Raw genomic sequence first — 17976 nt, 5'->3', positions numbered from 1 at the left:
GTTTATTTAGCTGAATCCAAATCATTAGCTTCATTATGGCAAATATTGTTTACCCGTTCAATTTTTAACTCACACATACAATATAAAAAAGAAGAATTCTTGAGTAAATCCAGTAAATACTAGGAAAATGGATATTTATAAACTGCTGATAATTTTATTGGGTTCCTTAACAACAAAGACATATATAAATTGTTTAAGTCAGGACATTAAAGTCACTAGGCATTTATTATAAGACGTGCTATAATTCATATGTTTTATGTCTATCCACAGCTTACTAACCATTTGAATGGAATCGGAGAAACATACGATCATTAATAGAAAGGGAGTATAACCTCCCATATTTCGTACCTATTTTACTGAAAAGGGGCCACAAAGAATTGTCACAGAATGAAACACCCTTATACACTGCCTTATTGCAGCATGCAAAAAGAAATCCCGTTCAATTTCATATTCCGGGTCATAAAAAAGGAAAAGGAATGGACGCTGATTTCCGTAATTTCATTGGAGAAAATGCATTATCGATAGATTTAATCAATATCGCTCCACTCGATGATCTCCATCAGCCAAAGGGGATCATCAAACAAGCTCAGGATCTTGCCGCTGAAGCTTTTGGGGCAGATCACACATTCTTTTCCGTTCAAGGAACAAGTGGAGCAATCATGACGATGGTCATGACAGTCTGCGGACCTGGGGACAAAATCATCGTCCCAAGGAATGTACATAAATCCGTAATGTCTGCCATTGTATTTTCCGGAGCTGTTCCCATTTTCATCAATCCTGAAATAGACAAAGATTTGGGCATCTCACATGGAATCACCGTCGATGCCGTTGAAAAAACTTTAAGGGAACATAGCGATGCAAAAGGATTGCTTGTCATCAATCCCACCTATTTCGGCATTTCGGCTGATTTGCAAAAAATAGTGGAAGTTGCTCATTCCCACCAAATCCCAGTACTCGTAGATGAAGCGCATGGTGTCCATATACACTTCCATGAGGACTTGCCGATGTCAGCCATGCAGGCTGGAGCAGACATGGCTGCAACTAGTGTTCATAAACTGGGCGGTTCACTAACGGGAAGTTCCATATTGAATGTTAAGACTGGATTGGTTTCCGCAAATCGTGTTCAAGCCATATTGAGCATGCTCACAACCACCTCAACCTCCTATATCCTTCTGGCTTCCCTGGATACGGCTAGAAGACAACTTGCGACGGTAGGCAGGGAAATGATCGATGAAGCGATCAATCTCGCAGGGTATATCCGTGAGGCCGTTAATGAGATTCCTTATCTTTACTGCGTCGGCAGCGAAATTCTCGAGAGCGAGGCAGCCTTTAGTTATGATCCTACAAAATTGATCATATCCATCAAGGAATTGAATATTACCGGATACGACGTTGAGAAATGGCTTCGTGAAAAGCATAATATCGAAGTGGAACTTTCCGACTTGTACAATATCCTTTGCCTGATAACACCTGGAGACACAAAAACAGAAGCGGACCTGCTGATCGCTGCCCTTAGGGACTTAGCGGATGAGTTTAAGGAAATGGCAGCTGAACATGAAAAGATCGAAGTCCTGCTTCCTGATACACCACCGCTGGCTTTATCACCCAGGGAGGCATTTTATGCAGAAACCGAAGTGGTTCCCATTGAGGAATCCGTCGGCAAAATTAGCGCTGAATTCATCATGGTTTACCCGCCTGGAATCCCGATCTTCATTCCAGGTGAACTGATTACTGAAGATAATATCAATTACATCCGGAAAAACATCGAGGCCGGCCTTCCGGTTCAAGGCCCTGAGGACCCAGAAATAAAACATTTACGCATCATAAAAAATTGATTGATCCCCTCAAACCAGAGCAGGGTACTGCTCTGGTTTTTTTGAACCTTTTATTTTTTAAGCACTGGCTTCTATAAAAAGGGTGCTCCAGGTTACAATCCTGAAACACCCTTACATTCTATTAATCTTAAAATCCTTTTTTCATTTATTTATCAGAGGCAGCTGTATCACAGCATTGGCAGTTGTGATTGTGTGTATATAGTACACTTACTTTCTCATCTTCAAAATGTTCAATCGTGCTATTGCAAGTTTGACATACGATAGTTCCCATTTTTACAACCCCTTCCCCTATATTGTATGCATTATTGACGTAATGTAACCGCTTTAAATGAATTATAATATAACACATTTATTATTTCAAGCTAAAAAGTATAACATATATACTTTTTCCCACTTAATGAACGATCATCTTGAAAGAATTGGATTCCAATCGTTCGTTAGACTGATTCTTTTTTTAAAAACACGGGAATTTATTTATAAACGAAGGGCCCTGGACTCAATTGATCACACTCCTCGCTTTAGCATAGCAAGGTGAAACAGAAATTTCGCCTTTTCATTTACATATAGATAGGTATATAATACATCCATAAAATGTTAATATATTCTTACATCTTATCGATTTAAGGGGGATCCACATGACTGAAAACGCCTATATCAAACTTGTTCCTGAGTCCGTGAAAGGGACTGTAACCATCGAAGACGTGAAAGAATTGCTGAACTATTATCAAATGATCACAGCGAAAACCGGAAAGCAACTGGATTGGGACTATGATAAGAAAGCATTTCCTTATGAAATGAAAGAACCGGAAAGAATGAAAGATAAAGCCATATATCTACAAGCCAAAGAAGATCGATATCACATGATATTGATAGGAGTTGACCAAGAAGTCGTAAAGGATGAAGATGGATCAGAGCGGATTCAATCCTATATCCAATTCACCCTCCCTGAAACAGCAACTTTCGGAGATAAGGGAAAAGCTAATGAATTGTGCAAATTCCTTGCAAAGAAATTACGGGCGCAGCTGCATCTCTTCAATAAACGGGTGATGTATTATTATCCAAGGAAATAAAAAAACCTGCAAATGCCGAAATTGGCTCATGCAGGCGTTTCAATTAATTTGGGATCAAGGATCTCATAGCCTTTCATTTGAAAACCTTTCACGATATCCTCTATCGCTTCACTCGTCCATTTCCGGTCATGCATTAGTAAGTTCGCACCATTTCCTAAATAAGGGCTGTTCAACATGATTTCCGTTAAAGCTTTTTTATCCTGATACTCTTTTTCCCAGTCATATCCGTAAGTCCAATTCATGACCAACATTTTTTCTTTCTCAGCGACTTTTATTGAATGCTCGGTATTCGATCCAAATGGCGCCCTGAAGTACTTAGGGCGTACCCCTATTATTCCCTCAACCAAATTGTTCAATTTTACGATTTCCCGCTCTTGTTCCTTTTCGTTCAACTCTTTTAAATTTACATGGGAATACGTATGATTGCCGATGGAAAAACCCATTTCATGAATTTCTTTCAGCATCGCTTTATTTTGATCATTTTCAAGAAAGTGACCGTTCACGAAAAATATCGCAGGTACTTCAAGTCGCTTCAGGGTTTGGGCGATTGCCAGGGAATATGTATCAGGTGCATCATCAAATGTTAACAGCACAACTTTCGGATTTGCATCCCCAATCGGTTTAAATGACCAATTCTCTTTATCCACCCGATATTCTGCCTTTACATTCCCTTCTCCAATCGTTTGTGATGTTTCTATTTCCAAATCTTTCTCTTGCTGGCTTTCATCTTGGACCGTTGTCGCCGTTTCCACACTTTTTTCATTCTCATTTTCAGTTTGACCGGAACTCAGGTCATTACAAGCCATCAATAAAAATGATACAAATGTAAATAATGCTACTACTTTGTTTATCATGATACCTCCGTGGTTTCTTGTGTCATGAAGCTTACGACAAATTCAATAAACGGGTACCAGCGTTTCCAAAAGGATTTGCAAAATCCCGTAACATAATAGACTTATTACGGTAACAAGCATGGTTCGTCTATTGGTTTTTAAAATCATTTTACCAATGTAAATGGCTAGATAAGAAAAAACCAGAAACATGAATACTTTGAAAACGAATCGATCGTTAACAGACAGCCATTCAACTAATGTATACCCACTCCAAACGATTAGTTGAAAGAGGATTACCAGATAATTTTTCAAGTGATCCACCCCATTTTAATATAAATATATCAGCCATGATCTTTTTATTGGCAAAAAATATTCCTTTAACAAATCGCTCATCTTATTTTTTATCATCTATTACCGTTTTCAAACCCTTTCAAGGAAAAAAGTAAGAAGTCCTTTTTATAGCTTATGCCCTTTTTGACCTTTTCATTTAACTGGCGAGAAGAAAATCATGAATGGGGAGACATCCTTCATTTTTGTGAATCTGGTATCACAAAAAAAAGCGTACTGCATTATGCAGTACGCTTTTTATATAACTCAATTACTTAATGATGTGAATAGGAGTTCCAAGGGCAACTTCAGCAGCTTCCATTGTGATTTCCCCTAAAGTTGGATGTGCATGGATTGTCATCGCAATATCTTCGGCAGTCATTCCTGCTTCGATAGCCAAACCAAGTTCTGCAATCATATCAGAAGCGTTTGGTCCTGCAATTTGTGCTCCAATAACCAATCCGTCTTCTTTGCGAGTGATAAGCTTCACAAATCCGTCCGTATTATTTAAGGAAAGAGCACGTCCATTTGCAGCGAATGGGAATTTAGAAGCAAGCGCTTCGATTCCAGCTTCCTTCGCTTCTTTTTCATTATAACCGACAGAAGCAAGTTCCGGTTCAGAGAATACAACAGCCGGAATAGCAAGATAGTCGATTTCAGATGAATGTCCTGCAATGGCTTCAGCTGCAATTTTACCTTCATAAGAAGCTTTATGAGCCAACTGAGGTCCAGAAACGATATCACCGATTGCGTAAATGTTTTTCACGCTTGTACGGCATTGTTTATCCGTTTCGATCAAACCGCGGTCAGTCATTTTGATTCCGACTTGTTCCAAACCGATTTCAGCAGTATTTGGACGACGTCCAACTGTTACTAAAACGTAATCGGCTTCAACTTTCTTCTCTTCGCCTTTTACTTCATAAGTAACGGTTACACCTGTTTCAGTTTCTTCCACGCCTTTAGCATTTGCTTTAGTAACAATTTCAGCACCCTTGTTTTTAAGGTTACGCTTAACAAGTGCAGCCATTTGTTTTTCAAAGCCCGCTGAAAGGATTTCTTCCGTACCTTCAAGGATCGTCACTTTAGTACCAAAGCTTGCGAATGCTCCGCCAAGCTCCGTTCCGATGTAACCTCCGCCGATTACCACGATCGAACTTGGAACTTCTTCCAAAGCAAGAGCGCCAGTGGAATTAAGTACACGTTTCGTATATTTAAATGACGGAATCTCGATTGGCGTTGAACCAGTGGCGATGATTGCGTTTTTAAATGTATATGTTTGGGCTGAGTCATCATTCATAACACGGATGCTGTTTTCATCAACGAAATAAGCTTCGCCAGTTACAACATCAACATTATTGCCTTTTAACAGGCTGCTTACACCGCCTGTTAATTTTTTTACAACAGAACCTTTCCAAGCTTGTACTTTAGAAAAATCAACAGTAACTTTTTCTGCAAAGATACCCATATCTTCTGAATGCTGAGCTTCATGGAAACGGTGTCCAGCCGAAATTAATGCTTTCGATGGGATACAGCCTACATTCAAACAAACTCCGCCGATTGTTCCTTTTTCAACGACCGTTACTTTCTGTCCAAGCTGTGCTGCGCGAATTGCGGCAACATATCCCCCTGGTCCTGAACCGATTACTAAAGTATCTGTTTCGATTGGAAAATCTCCTACTACCATTGTTTACGCCTCCATTAACAATAATTCTGGGTCGTTCAATAACTTTTTGATATGATTCAATGCATGTTGAGCTGTTGCTCCATCAATCATGCGGTGATCAAAGCTCAGTGATAATGCCAGAACTGGAGCGGCGATAATTTCCCCGTCGCGTACAATTGCTTTTTCGGCAATGCGTCCAATCCCTAGAATGGCAACTTCTGGATGATTGATTACAGGTGTGAACCATTGACCGCCTGCGGAACCGATATTCGTAATGGAGCAAGAAGCACCTTTCATTTCGTTAGGAGCCAATTTGCCGTCACGGGCTTTCGTTGCTAATTCGTTAATTTCTTGTGAAATAGCAAAAGTTGATTTACGATCTGCATCTTTTACAACTGGAACGAGCAGTCCTTTTTCTGTGTCTGCCGCAATTCCGATATTGTAATAGTGTTTATGGATAATCTCACTAGCTTCATCATCAAATGATGTGTTAAGCATAGGGAATTCACGCAATGCACTTGTTAACGCTTTAACAACATAAGGTAGGAATGTAAGCTTGATTCCTTTTTGTGCAGCAATTTCCTTGAATTTCTTACGGTGAGCAACCAATAGCGTCACATCGACTTCATCCATTAATGTTACATGCGGAGCTGTCTGCTTGGATTTAACCATTGCTTTTGCGATCGCTTTTCTCATACCGCTCATTTTCTCACGAGTTTCAGGATATTGCCCTTCTGGAATTGAAACTTTTTGTTTTTCGGTTGTTTCCGTATCATTTTGTTGTGAAGCTTCACTTTGAGCTGCTGGTTGCTGTGGAGCGGTTTTGCCGTTTTTGAAAGCATCTATGTCTTCCTTCATGATGCGGCCGTTATCCCCAGAACCAGTGATCTCACGAATATTTACCCCTTGTTCGCGTGCATATTTCCTGACAGAAGGCATGGCGATAATACGGCGTGAAGGATCTGCCTCAACCTGTGGTTGTGCTCCCGCGCCCGTTACTCCGCTATTTTCTTGAACCGGAGCAGCCTCTTTCTTGACTTCCTGTCCAGCTTCAGCAGTTGCTTGAACCTGGGCCTCCGTATTCTTCTCGCCTTCTGCCTTCGCTTCTTCTCCATGATCCCCTTTAAACTGAAGATTTTCATAACCTGGAGCATCGAATGTTACAAGCACATCGCCAACAACGGCAACCGTTCCTTCTTGAACAAGGATTTCTTCAACGGTACCTTCCACCGGTGATGGGATTTCCACAACGGCCTTATCGTTTTGAACCTCGCAAAGCACGTCATCTTCTTGTATCTTATCTCCTGGTTTTACAAACCATTTCACTATTTCACCTTCGTGTATACCTTCTCCGATATCAGGGAGTCTAAATTGGAATGCCACTGAGTTCAACCTCCTATATTAAATCATACTTAGTGCTTTGAATAAAGTCCTTTATCTTGCATTACCGTTAATGCAAAATCACTTTCCCAAGCAGGACATTCATTCCATTACTTAAGATTGTTAAAACTTCAAGACTTTAGTCGCCGTTTCAATAATGTCTTTATAATTAGGGAGCCATACTGTTTCAGCTTGTGAAAACGGGAATACCGTATCAGCAGCCGCCACTCGCAGTACTGGAGCATCCAAGCTCAAAATGGCACGTTCGTTAATTTCCGCTACGACATTCGCTGCTATACCAGCTTGCTTTTGTGCTTCTTGAACAACGATAGCGCGTCCTGTTTTTTCTACAGAAGCAATGATTGTATCGATATCCAATGGAGATACAGTCCGTAAGTCGACCACTTCGACGGAATGACCATCCTTAGCCAATTCCTCAGCTGCCTTGATGGATTCCTGCACCATCGCACCATACGTAATAATGGATAAATCCGTTCCTTCTCTTTTCACATCCGCTTTTCCTAATGGAATTGTGTATTCTTCTTCAGGAACTTCCTGACGGAAAGAACGGTATAATTTCATGTGCTCAAGGAAAATGACAGGGTCATTATCACGAATCGCTGAAATCAATAAGCCTTTTGCATCGTAAGGAGTGGAAGGGATAACTACCTTTAACCCTGGTTGCTGAGCCATTAAACCTTCTAAGCTATCAGCGTGCATTTCCGGAGTATGCACTCCGCCCCCAAATGGTGAGCGAATGGTAACCGGTGCACTGTAACGTCCGCCTGAACGGTAGCGCATACGAGCAAGCTGACCGCTTACGGAATCCATCACTTCATATACAAACCCAAAGAATTGAATTTCAGGAACAGGACGGAAACCTTGTAAAGAAAGACCGACCGCTAATCCACCGATTCCAGATTCAGCAAGAGGTGTATCGAATACACGATCTTCACCGAATTCTTTTTGAAGATTTTCCGTTGCACGGAAAACTCCTCCATTAAGACCTACATCTTCCCCAAAAACGAGTACATTCTCGTCATTTTTAAGTTCTGTACGTAATGCTTCTGTAATTGCTTGAATCATCGTCAATTGAGCCATGGCTTACTTCGACTCCTTCTCTTTATAAATTTCATATTGTTCTTTTAAGTTATAAGGCATTTCTTCATACATGATTTCAATTAGGTCTGTAACCTTTTGTTTAGGTTCTGCATCAGCCAATTTGATTGCTTCTTTAATATCGTCTTTTGCTTTTTCTATCGTTTCGTTCTCTAATTCTTCATTCCAAAGTTTTTTGTTTTCCAAGAATTTGCGGAAACGAACCAACGGATCTTTCAGTTCCCACTCGTTATCCATTTCGGAAGTACGGTAGCGTGTCGGGTCATCCCCAGCCATCGTATGTGGTCCATAACGGTAAGTTAATGTTTCAATCAATGTAGGCCCTTCACCATTGATTGCACGCTCACGCGCTTCTTTAACGGCTGTATAAACGGCCAACGCATCCATACCATCAACCTGGATTCCAGGAATACCTGCAGCCACACCTTTTTGGGCCAATGTTTTCGCTGCTGATTGCAAATCAACTGGTGTCGAGATTGCGAAACGGTTATTTTGCACGATGAAGATAGCTGGCGCTTTATATGCACCTGCAAAGTTAATTCCCTCATAGAAGTCACCTTGTGAAGTACCACCGTCACCCGTATATGTAATGGCAACCGCTTTTTTCCCGCGTTTCTTCAACCCAAGAGCCACTCCGGCAGCTTGGACATATTGAGCGCCGATAATGATTTGAGGAGAAATTACATTGACGTCTTCAGGAATTTGATTTCCCTTAAAATGTCCCCGGGAGAATAGGAATGCTTGCCAAAGCGGCAGGCCATGCCAAACGATTTGCGGAACATCACGGTAACCAGGCAGAATGAAATCTTCTTTTTCCAAAGCATACTGGGAAGCGATTTGAGAAGCTTCTTGACCGGCAGTCGGTGCATAGAAACCTAATCTGCCTTGGCGGTTCAGTGATATGGAACGCTGATCCAAGATGCGTGTATAAACCATACGACGCATTAATTCTTGCAATTGTTCATCACTTAAATCAGGCATAGCCGCTTCATTAACGACTTCTCCCTCTTCATTTAAAATTTGAAAAGTTTCAAATTGTTCTTCTACTTTCTTAAGCTGATCCTGAACATTAATTTTAGCTTGTTTAGTTTTTTGAGCCATTTGGCACCTCATCCTTTCATTAAAAAGGTTTGCTATTATTATTCTATAAAGCAAAAATAGTTTGCTTTTTAGTTTCTTCAACAATTCATTCTTTTATTTTTCCCTTAAGACCAATCCTCAAACGTGGATATGCTTAATATGTCTCAATCTTATTCTGTACCATAAAAAAAATCAAGGAAAATGATACAAGATTTTTTATAGATTAAGTTTACAAGATGAATTAACATCAAGTCAATCACTTGGAGTTCCTTATAATTTTGATTTAATAGAATTTCCAATACCCATACTTCTTCTCTGTATTAGTTTTCGATTTACAACTGTACCATTAAATTTCCCGTAATTATGAATTTAAGGATGGCGAAGGATAACATTTCAATTCCCCAGCATATCCCATCGATTCCAAAACCGCTTTAACTAAAGGCGTTTGAGCCTTTAAAATAATATTCCGAAAAAATATTCAAACGCTTTCATTTTAGTCTGCTGTTTGATTTTTAATTATCGTTTTTTTTTAGTACAGGTTATGAAAATTTCACATCAAGCTGGTTGCACAAAAAAGAGCCATTCTAGAATTTTTCAGCCCAAAAAAGAACTGCATTGAACAAAATATGGGCTGTGAGTGAGGATCACAGCCCATCATTATTTATATTATTTTGTTGAATCCGCCATTTCTATGCCGGAACTATCATAAAAACTTTCTTTTTTTTGATTTGATTTTTCCGTTAATGCATTAAATTCCTCATTCGCTTTCAAAACTTTTGTATATGCGGTATTTATTTTCTCGATTTGCACCTGTAATTCATCCATTTTCAAATCCTCTTTTTTAAAAAGCTCATATAATTCACGATCATAAGCGAGACTTTGTTGATAGGCATCATATAAATCATCGTAGGTGCTATAGCGTTCACTCATGACCTTTTTCATTTCAGTCGCTTCTTTTTTTATCTTTTCATCCTCTATTTTCCCGATTTGTTCATCTATCTGATTGAATTGTTCTTTTGAGGATTGCATACTGCTTTGTTCCTTTTCAATTATTTTTTCCCTTTCGTCGATATTCTTGGTTGCTTCATTTGAAAGCTCGACGATCTGTTCATAATCATCCAATCCAAGGTTAATGATTTTCTCATATTTTTCTTTTTCTTTTTTCTCCAAATCATTAAGCGGCTCTTGATTCTCGGTGAATTCACTTTCCTTTTCTGCAGTTTTCTCCAGGATTTTGTGGATTCTTTCTTCCGGTGAACCATTAAAACAACCAGTCAAGATCACTAAAGAAAGAAGTAAGATAACAAATGGACCAAAACGATTCAACATAGACAACTCCTTCTGATAGTTCTTCGAAGATTCATATTTCTCAATTCCTATAAGACGCAGACATTTGTTACAATCATATTCCGAACAGGTTTTTTTCATTACTGGGCGCTAGCCTACACCCTTTAAACCATACTGCATAGGCTGTAGGGACCGTTTCAAATCAGAGTGGTCAGCATTTTAATAATACAAAAACGGAGGTATGAAATTATGTATGGAGGTTTCAACCAAGAATGTTGTTATCCGGTTTCCGTTGCACCCAGCTATGGATATGGTGATGGTGGAGGCTGCGGCTTTGGAAGCGGCTTTGCCCTGATCATTGTCCTGTTCATTTTGTTAATCATCGTCGGCGCTTGCTTATGCTAAGCAGATAATTACTATTACCTTTACCCGAAAATGTTAACTATTTACCCTGATTCACAAAAAATGATTTATTTTTTTAAATAGACACCTAACACGCAAATAGAATAATGGCTGGGATAGGAAATCAACGACTTGAATCCATCCCTTCCATTTTTCTTTCATTAAACCATCCATTAACTTTCAGCATTTTTTTTGTTAAAATAATCCTATACATATTATTAGAATTTTTATGGGGTGAAAGATTATGCTTACCATGGATGATTTTGTTAATGAAGACGATCCAATCTTAAGGCAAGTTGCAGCAGAGGTTCCGCTTCCGGCATCATATGAAGATAAGCAACTTTTAGCCAGCTTGATGGAATATGTCCAAAACAGCCAGAAGCCTGATATTGCTTCTCTATACGGGTTAAGGGCAGGAATTGGCTTGGCTGCACCACAGGTTAACGTTTCAAAAAGGATGATTGCGGTTCATTTGAAAGATAAAGATGATCAACTTTATAGCTATGCACTTTTCAACCCTAAACTCGTTAGCCATTCAGTGGAAAAAGCATACTTGACATCCGGGGAAGGCTGTCTTTCCGTAAATCGTCCCGTTTCCGGCTATGTGCCACGTTATGCCCGAATAACGGTTGTGGGTACGGACCTCGAAGGAAAATCGGTTCAACTCCGCCTGAAAGGCATCGCAGCCATTTGCTTTCAACATGAAATCGACCATCTTAATGGAATCATGTTTTATGATCATATCAATCAGGAAGACCCCTATGCCATTCCGGAAAATTCAATTGCGGTAGAAAGGTAATGTAATAAGCAAAACCCCCGTCTGTTTGTTGACGGGGGTTTATTTTTTATATCAGTTCAAGTTCCTTCAAACCAAAAAGTATGCCATCATCATCGACATCCTTCGTTACAAAGTCGGCCTCTTGCTTCACAAGCTGACCGGCATTCCCCATTGCCACGCCATATCCCGCTACTTTTAACATCTCTATATCGTTTAAGCCATCTCCAAAGGCATAAACATCCTCAAGAGCAAACCCGACTTTTTCCATTAATATTTTAATGCCTTCAGCCTTTGAACCACCGAATGGAAGTACATCCGTCGAATACTCATGCCATCTAATGAAGTGAAAATCATCATATTCCCCAACAAAGTTCACTTCTTCATCTTCCGAGCAGAATAATAAGGCTTGGTATATATCATGGTCCTCATAAAAATCCGCCACATGTTCAGGGTGGGGAAACTTAAGGCTGCTTAATGCTTCTTCAATTCTACTATGATGTGGAACACTCGATTTCATTGTCTCCTCATTCATGAAAACGATCGGTATTTCATTTTTTTCAGCATGTTCGTGGAGCCGTTTTATCTCAGGTATGCTCAAAGGGTTTTTATAAACGACTTTCCCTTCAAAAACAACGTATTGTCCATTGAAACTTACGAATGTATCGATGCCAAGCTCTTCCCTTAAAGACTCGAACATGAACGGAGCCCTTCCTGTGGCAATCGCTACAAAAACCCCGCTTTCCTGCAGTTGCTTAATGGCTCCTTTTGTTGAAGCAGGTAATTTTTTTTCATGATCAAGCAATGTTCCGTCAATATCAAAGAATACGATTTTCACTAACGATTCACTTCCAATTCATTCATTTTTTCCTTTTTAATATGTACCCATTTAATAATTGTCATCAAGATAAGTCAAGTAACTCTACCAGATCCAACTCAAAGTTACGTTTTTAATTCAGGAATGGGCATATACTATTCTTAATAGAAACCAACTCAGGCTTTCGAGATTACACTTCTCCCATCCTTCTTGCCTCTAATAATCCCAGTTGCTTGTTTGAAAGAGCCTTTTTTTTCAAAAATGGGCCAAGGACCTGTAAAGACGTATTTACATTATTGAATAATCCTATACAATAATAACTAAGGGAGCGTGATCGCCATGTTAAAAAAGCTTCGTAAAAAGCTTGCTAAACAGTGGAATGATCTTTTAAGAAAAAAATCTATCGCATGATTTGCCACTCATTCCTGCCTTGGCCGTCATCCATATGCGAATTTTTTTCGGACAGCCCTTCAAAAACTTGCGGAGGGCTTCTTCCTTGTTGTAAAGTTCTTGTTAAGCATTCTTTCTATCTTGGCTGTTATACGGTCAGGTGAATACATATTTCAATCAATATATGAGTCCATTGTGTTTTCATGAAACTCTGTACACTGGCACTGTATTAATTTAGAAAGAAATCGTTTACGAAAAAAGATCCCATGATTTAAGTTTTACACATGGCAAAAACGGATAGGATATAAGATAGAGGAAGCTACAATTGGATTGATACCAGAATCGGCCATCTATTTTTTTATATACTTTTAGACATTGGTATATTTAATTCATCAAACCCCTTCCGTTTTTATGGCGGAGCTGGGTTTATTTTTACATGATGTTGAAAAACATGAAAAAATTGTTGTTTTTATATATAATGAAAAAAGCAATGCAAACAAGTGAGGAGAGATTAAAATGGTTTTTAAGGTATACTATCAAGTAACCATATCAGAGGTTCCCATCAGGGAGAATACTAAAACAATGTTTGTCGAAGGTGAATCCGTTCGTGACGTTCGTTTAAAATTAAAAAAAGAACCTTATAACGTAGAAATCGTACTACCCGTAACCGGAGCATATTTAGAATATGAAAAACAAAATGAAGATTACAAAGTATTGGAGCTATAATTTATGAAATTTGTAAAAAACGATCAAACAGCTGTATTCGCCCTGGGCGGTTTAGGCGAAATCGGTAAGAACACATATGCTGTTCAGTTTCAAGATGAAATCATCATCATTGATGCTGGAATTAAATTTCCTGAAGATGAACTTCTCGGTATTGACTATGTGATTCCAGATTACAGCTATTTAGAGAAAAATGTAGATAAAATTAAAGGTGTTTTCATTACCCATGGTCATGAAGACCATATTGGCGGAATTCCTTATTTACTTAGAAAAGTGAATGTCCCTGTATACGGCGGAAAGCTTGCACTTGGACTGCTTCGTAATAAATTGGAAGAACACGGCCTTTTACGTCAGACAACCATGATTGAAATCAGTGAAGATGAAGTGATCAAGTTCCGGAAAACGTCCGTCTCTTTCTTCCGCACAACTCACAGTATCCCTGACTCATATGGAATCGTTGTTAAAACCCCACCTGGACAAATTGTCCATACTGGTGATTTTAAATTCGACTTCACACCAGTGGGCGAGCCAGCAAACCTGACCAAAATGGCTGAAATCGGTAAAGAAGGTGTATTGTGCTTACTCTCGGATAGCACCAATAGTGAAGTGCAGAACTTTACTATGTCCGAAAGCCGTGTCGGCGATACCATTCAAGACATTTTCCGTAAGGTTGACGGCCGGATTATTTTTGCAACGTTTGCATCGAACATCCATCGCCTTCAGCAAGTTGTGGAAGCAGCCGTGGCTAACGGCCGTAAAATAGCCGTTTTTGGCCGAAGCATGGATTCAGCCATATCAATTGGACAAGACCTTGGTTATATCGTAGCGCCTAAAGATACATTTATTGATGTACAGCAATTGAATCGTATGCCTGCGAATAAAGTAACCATCCTTTGTACAGGCAGCCAAGGTGAACCAATGGCAGCCCTATCGCGCATAGCGAATGGCACTCACCGTCAAATTCAAATCATTCCTGGTGATACGGTAGTATTTTCATCATCACCCATCCCAGGTAATACAATCAGTGTTTCCAGAACGATCAATCAATTATATCGTGCAGGAGCAGACGTCATTTCAGGTCCTTTGAATGACATTCATACATCAGGACATGGCGGACAGCAGGAACAAAAGCTAATGCTTCGTTTGATAAAACCAAAATTCTTCATGCCAATCCATGGTGAATACCGTATGCAAAAACTGCATGCCCGCCATGCAGTCGATTGCGGTGTTCCGGAAGAAAATTGCTTTATCATGGATAATGGTGAAGTTCTTTCCTTAAGTGAAAACACAGCTCAAATCGCTGGTAAAATCCCTTCAGGTTCAGTTTATATCGATGGAAGCGGCATTGGGGATATCGGTAATATCGTTCTCCGTGATCGTCGGATTCTTTCCGAGGAAGGCCTTGTCGTTGTTGTTGTCAGCATCAATATGAAGGAATTCAAAATTGCATCCGGTCCTGACATCATCTCACGCGGATTTGTTTATATGAGGGAATCCGGAGACCTTATCAGCGATGCTCAATCCTTGATCACAAAGCATTTAAATAAAGTGATGGATCGCAAAACTACACAATGGTCTGAAATTAAAAATGAAATTACAGACACTTTATCTCCATTCCTATATGAAAAAACTAAACGCCGTCCAATGATCCTGCCGATCATCATGGAAGTCCAATAATAATAGAAGCCCAGCCATCATTCAGCTGGGCTTTTTTTGTTTAGGTTTGTAAATCTCGAACGTTGAATTCCACACTCCAGGCACTCGCTTTTCGCGGGCTGTCAGGGAGCCTCCTCGGCGCCTTAGCGTATGTGGGGTCTCCCTTGACGCGTACTCCCGCAGGAGTCTCGAACACCCATTCCAATCAACTTTGTTTTAACAGTTAGATAGAACTCCTTTTGACTACTGTCTTTTTTGTTTTAAAAAAGGAGTATTAAAACTTGAGGTGATAAGGATGCTTGAATGGATTTTCTATCGGAAAGCTTCCGAAACTAAACTGATAAGAAGCATGTATTTGTTGATTCCACACTGTGGAAAGCCAGTGCCGGAAACACGAGTTTATCAAGTACTCCTTCAAGAAGAAATAAATCAAAATAGAGTACAAATCATCCAAACCCATTTGTGCGACTTGTTCACTTTTATCACAGTGTACAGAAAGTAAAGATCATTTTTGTCATTATGTAGATGTTAAATCTATTATGCGAAACGCAAAGAAACAATATTGCTTGTACTCTCAGATGTAAAAGAAAAGAATCGTTTTCCAGGACTACTTAAAGGAATTAAAAAATTGTCAATGCAGGCTATTCTCTATAACTACTTAAAATCCAAAAACAAAAAGGTTTCGGAATGAGACCATTCCGAAACCTTTTTGTTTTCCTTTGATAAAAGCGCTGCTCGATTTTAGCAGGACGTTTACTTATTCCACAATCTTTTTTTCAAAGCGATTGATGTCCGAATCCGCGCCGATGACGATCAATATATCACCTTTATGAATTAAATCGCTCGCCTGTGGGGAGACATTTATTTCGTTCCCTCTTTTGATCGCGACTATATTCAGCCCATAGTGAGCACGGATATCAAGGTCAAATATCGAGTTTCCATTCATCTTTTGGCTTGCAACAATTTCGACGATGGAGTGTTCATCAGAAAGCTCCAAATAATCGAGAATATTATTGGAGACGATATTATGGGCAATCCTTCTCCCCATATCTCGTTCGGGGTGCACGACAAAGTCGGCCCCGATTTTACGAAGAACCTTCTCATGATAATCATTTTGCGCTTTAACCGTAACATTTCCGACACCCAATTCCTTAAGCATGAGAGTCGTCAATATACTAGCTTGAATATTCTCGCCAATCGCTACAATGACGTGATCAAAATTACGAATTCCTATGTTTCTCAGTACATTTTCATCTGTCGTATCCCCTACTACGGCATGTGAAGCTATTCTGGCAAATTCATTCACTCGATCTTCGTCGGCATCGATAGCCAGAACCCCTAATCCTTCTTCAGCTAATGTCTTGACTATGCTGCCGCCAAAACGGCCAAGTCCAATCACCGCAAATTCTTTTTTCACAATAAGCCCTCCAACGTCATTCGTTCTTTCTTTAGAGCATGTTCTGTACTGAAAATCATTTTTACGCTTCGCTTCCTTTAAACGTTATATAATCCGTTAAGTGATCGATGGCAAGTTCAATCGCTTTTTCATCCGGGCTTAACTTAGCGTGATGCAATCCGTATTCCGATGAAACCCCCAGCCAGAACATGAATCCTGGAATCTCCTTTAACATATAACCAAAATCTTCACCAGTCATCGCTTCAGTACATTGATGCAAATGAACAGATGTTGACTTCTCTGTGAATTCCATGAATTCCCGGGTCAACCGTTCTTCATTATACACTTGGTGATACATCGCGCCATAGTCGATTTCAGCAAAGCACTCATATCCCACTTGTATACCATCCACAAGCGCTTTTATTCTAGACTTGACCTTTACCATCGATTCGGGGTTAAGAGTGCGTATTGTGCCTTCTAACCGCGCTGTCTCCGCAATAATATTTTGAACGGTGCCTCCAGTAATCTTCCCAACTGTAATGACAGCCGAATCAAGTGGATTGACATTCCTGGAAACGATCGTTTGAAGCTGCCCTACAAGCGAGCAGGCCGCAATGACCATGTCATTTGTTTCGTGCGGATAGGCTGCATGTCCTCCTTTCCCCCTCAAATCGATGAATAATTCAGATGTATTGGCAAATAGAAGCCCTTCTTTAACGGCAATCGTCCCAACTGGATACTCTGGAGCAATATGTAAAGCAAGAATCATATCCGGCTTCCATTTTTTCATGGTTTCCGATTTAAGCATCGGTTCAGCTCCGCCAGGACCCTCTTCTGCAGGCTGGAAGATGAATAGCAAGTCATCATCGATCGGATTTTCCGTGAAATATGTCAATAATCCCAAACCTATGCTCATATGAAAATCATGACCGCAGGCATGCATATATTCCCCGTGATTGGATGAAAACGGCAATCCGGTTTCCTCTTTTATCGGCAGACCGTCAATATCAGCCCTGTAGCCAATTGTTTTTCGCGGGTTCATTCCCTTCACTTTCACGAATATCCCAGTCCGCCAAGTTTCTATTTCCATCCGCTCCTGGGCCAAATTCATTATGTAATTCAGTAGGTATTGCTGTGTCTTGAATTCTTTGAACCCTATCTCCGGTATTTGATGCAAATCACGCCGGATCTTGGCAAAAGGGTTTATTTCCACATTATTCCCT

17 protein-coding genes are annotated in these 17976 nt (G+C 39.9%); 6 read left to right on the top strand and 11 right to left on the bottom strand.

Going from position 1 to position 17976, the window contains the following annotated elements; genetic code table 11:
- Window positions 1–377: 377 nt before the first annotated feature.
- A complete protein-coding gene (locus ACIQ0C_RS09030) occupies window positions 378–1835 on the top strand; it encodes an aminotransferase class I/II-fold pyridoxal phosphate-dependent enzyme (RefSeq protein WP_063576939.1) in 1458 nt (485 codons plus the stop codon).
- 145 nt (window positions 1836–1980) lie between these two features.
- On the opposite strand, the gene ACIQ0C_RS09025 is transcribed toward ACIQ0C_RS09030, so the two are convergent.
- Complete coding sequence (locus ACIQ0C_RS09025) at window positions 1981–2106, bottom strand: GapA-binding peptide SR1P (protein WP_402839252.1); 126 nt, start codon at window positions 2104–2106, stop codon at window positions 1981–1983.
- 364 nt (window positions 2107–2470) lie between these two features.
- Between ACIQ0C_RS09025 and ACIQ0C_RS09020 the strand changes: the two genes are divergently transcribed.
- A complete protein-coding gene (locus tag ACIQ0C_RS09020) occupies window positions 2471–2905 on the top strand; it encodes a DUF1885 family protein (RefSeq protein ID WP_137018837.1) in 435 nt (144 codons plus the stop codon).
- A gap of 26 nt (window positions 2906–2931) precedes the next feature.
- Here the strand turns inward: ACIQ0C_RS09020 and ACIQ0C_RS09015 are convergent, their stop codons facing one another.
- The 7 genes from ACIQ0C_RS09015 to ACIQ0C_RS08985 all read right to left on the bottom strand — a co-directional run bounded on the left by ACIQ0C_RS09015 (window position 2932) and on the right by ACIQ0C_RS08985 (window position 10636).
- Window positions 2932–3759, bottom strand: a complete 828-nt coding sequence (locus ACIQ0C_RS09015; RefSeq protein ID WP_403059154.1) for a polysaccharide deacetylase family protein — start codon at window positions 3757–3759, stop codon at window positions 2932–2934.
- A gap of 42 nt (window positions 3760–3801) precedes the next feature.
- Entirely contained in the window at window positions 3802–4059 is a 258-nt protein-coding gene (locus tag ACIQ0C_RS09010; RefSeq protein ID WP_403059152.1) for a hypothetical protein, read from the bottom strand.
- Between the two features lie 277 nt (window positions 4060–4336).
- Window positions 4337–5749: a dihydrolipoyl dehydrogenase gene (gene lpdA / locus ACIQ0C_RS09005; RefSeq protein ID WP_402839247.1), complete on the bottom strand. Its 1413-nt coding sequence runs from the start codon at window positions 5747–5749 to the stop codon at window positions 4337–4339.
- 3 nt (window positions 5750–5752) lie between these two features.
- Window positions 5753–7111, bottom strand: a complete 1359-nt coding sequence (locus ACIQ0C_RS09000; RefSeq protein ID WP_402839245.1) for a dihydrolipoamide acetyltransferase family protein — start codon at window positions 7109–7111, stop codon at window positions 5753–5755.
- 120 nt (window positions 7112–7231) lie between these two features.
- Window positions 7232–8209 (bottom strand): alpha-ketoacid dehydrogenase subunit beta, encoded by a 978-nt coding sequence (locus ACIQ0C_RS08995; protein ID WP_034314063.1) that lies wholly within the window; start codon window positions 8207–8209, stop codon window positions 7232–7234.
- 3 nt (window positions 8210–8212) lie between these two features.
- Window positions 8213–9328, bottom strand: coding sequence for a pyruvate dehydrogenase (acetyl-transferring) E1 component subunit alpha (pdhA, locus tag ACIQ0C_RS08990; RefSeq protein ID WP_076366782.1), 1116 nt, complete (start codon window positions 9326–9328; stop codon window positions 8213–8215).
- Between the two features lie 645 nt (window positions 9329–9973).
- Window positions 9974–10636 (bottom strand): YkyA family protein, encoded by a 663-nt coding sequence (locus ACIQ0C_RS08985; protein ID WP_403059150.1) that lies wholly within the window; start codon window positions 10634–10636, stop codon window positions 9974–9976.
- Window positions 10637–10843: 207 nt separating this feature from the next.
- Between ACIQ0C_RS08985 and ACIQ0C_RS08980 the strand changes: the two genes are divergently transcribed.
- Window positions 10844–10999 carry a YjcZ family sporulation protein gene (locus ACIQ0C_RS08980; protein WP_402839240.1) on the top strand — a complete coding sequence of 52 codons (156 nt, stop codon included), beginning with the start codon at window positions 10844–10846 and terminating at the stop codon, window positions 10997–10999.
- Window positions 11000–11240: 241 nt separating this feature from the next.
- A complete protein-coding gene (gene def, locus ACIQ0C_RS08975; RefSeq protein WP_402839239.1) occupies window positions 11241–11795 on the top strand; it encodes a peptide deformylase in 555 nt (184 codons plus the stop codon).
- A 46-nt stretch (window positions 11796–11841) separates the two neighbouring features.
- Here def and ACIQ0C_RS08970 read toward each other — a convergent pair whose 3' ends face one another.
- On the bottom strand, window positions 11842–12609 hold the full coding sequence (locus tag ACIQ0C_RS08970) for a Cof-type HAD-IIB family hydrolase (RefSeq protein ID WP_402839236.1): 768 nt from the start codon (window positions 12607–12609) through the stop codon (window positions 11842–11844).
- A gap of 885 nt (window positions 12610–13494) precedes the next feature.
- Here ACIQ0C_RS08970 and ACIQ0C_RS08965 point away from each other — a divergent pair.
- Both ACIQ0C_RS08965 and rnjA read left to right on the top strand, forming a co-directional pair.
- Window positions 13495–13704, top strand: coding sequence for a DNA-dependent RNA polymerase subunit epsilon (locus ACIQ0C_RS08965; protein WP_034314070.1), 210 nt, complete (start codon window positions 13495–13497; stop codon window positions 13702–13704).
- Between the two features lie 3 nt (window positions 13705–13707).
- Complete coding sequence (gene rnjA, locus ACIQ0C_RS08960) at window positions 13708–15378, top strand: ribonuclease J1 (RefSeq protein WP_034314071.1); 1671 nt, start codon at window positions 13708–13710, stop codon at window positions 15376–15378.
- 736 nt (window positions 15379–16114) lie between these two features.
- Here the strand turns inward: rnjA and ACIQ0C_RS08955 are convergent.
- Both ACIQ0C_RS08955 and ACIQ0C_RS08950 read right to left on the bottom strand, forming a co-directional pair.
- On the bottom strand, window positions 16115–16774 hold the full coding sequence (locus tag ACIQ0C_RS08955; RefSeq protein ID WP_063231996.1) for a potassium channel family protein: 660 nt from the start codon (window positions 16772–16774) through the stop codon (window positions 16115–16117).
- A gap of 61 nt (window positions 16775–16835) precedes the next feature.
- Window positions 16836–17960 carry an N-acetyldiaminopimelate deacetylase gene (locus ACIQ0C_RS08950; protein WP_403059438.1) on the bottom strand — a complete coding sequence of 375 codons (1125 nt, stop codon included), beginning with the start codon at window positions 17958–17960 and terminating at the stop codon, window positions 16836–16838.
- Window positions 17961–17976 lie beyond the last annotated feature (16 nt).

It is taken from the genome of Peribacillus sp. NPDC096448, from assembly GCF_044762675.1.
In the GTDB taxonomy this organism is placed as follows: domain Bacteria; phylum Bacillota; class Bacilli; order Bacillales; family DSM-1321; genus Peribacillus; species Peribacillus frigoritolerans_B.
The sequence above is the reverse complement of the archived record's forward strand: the minus strand, read 5'-3'. Positions and strand labels throughout refer to the sequence as shown.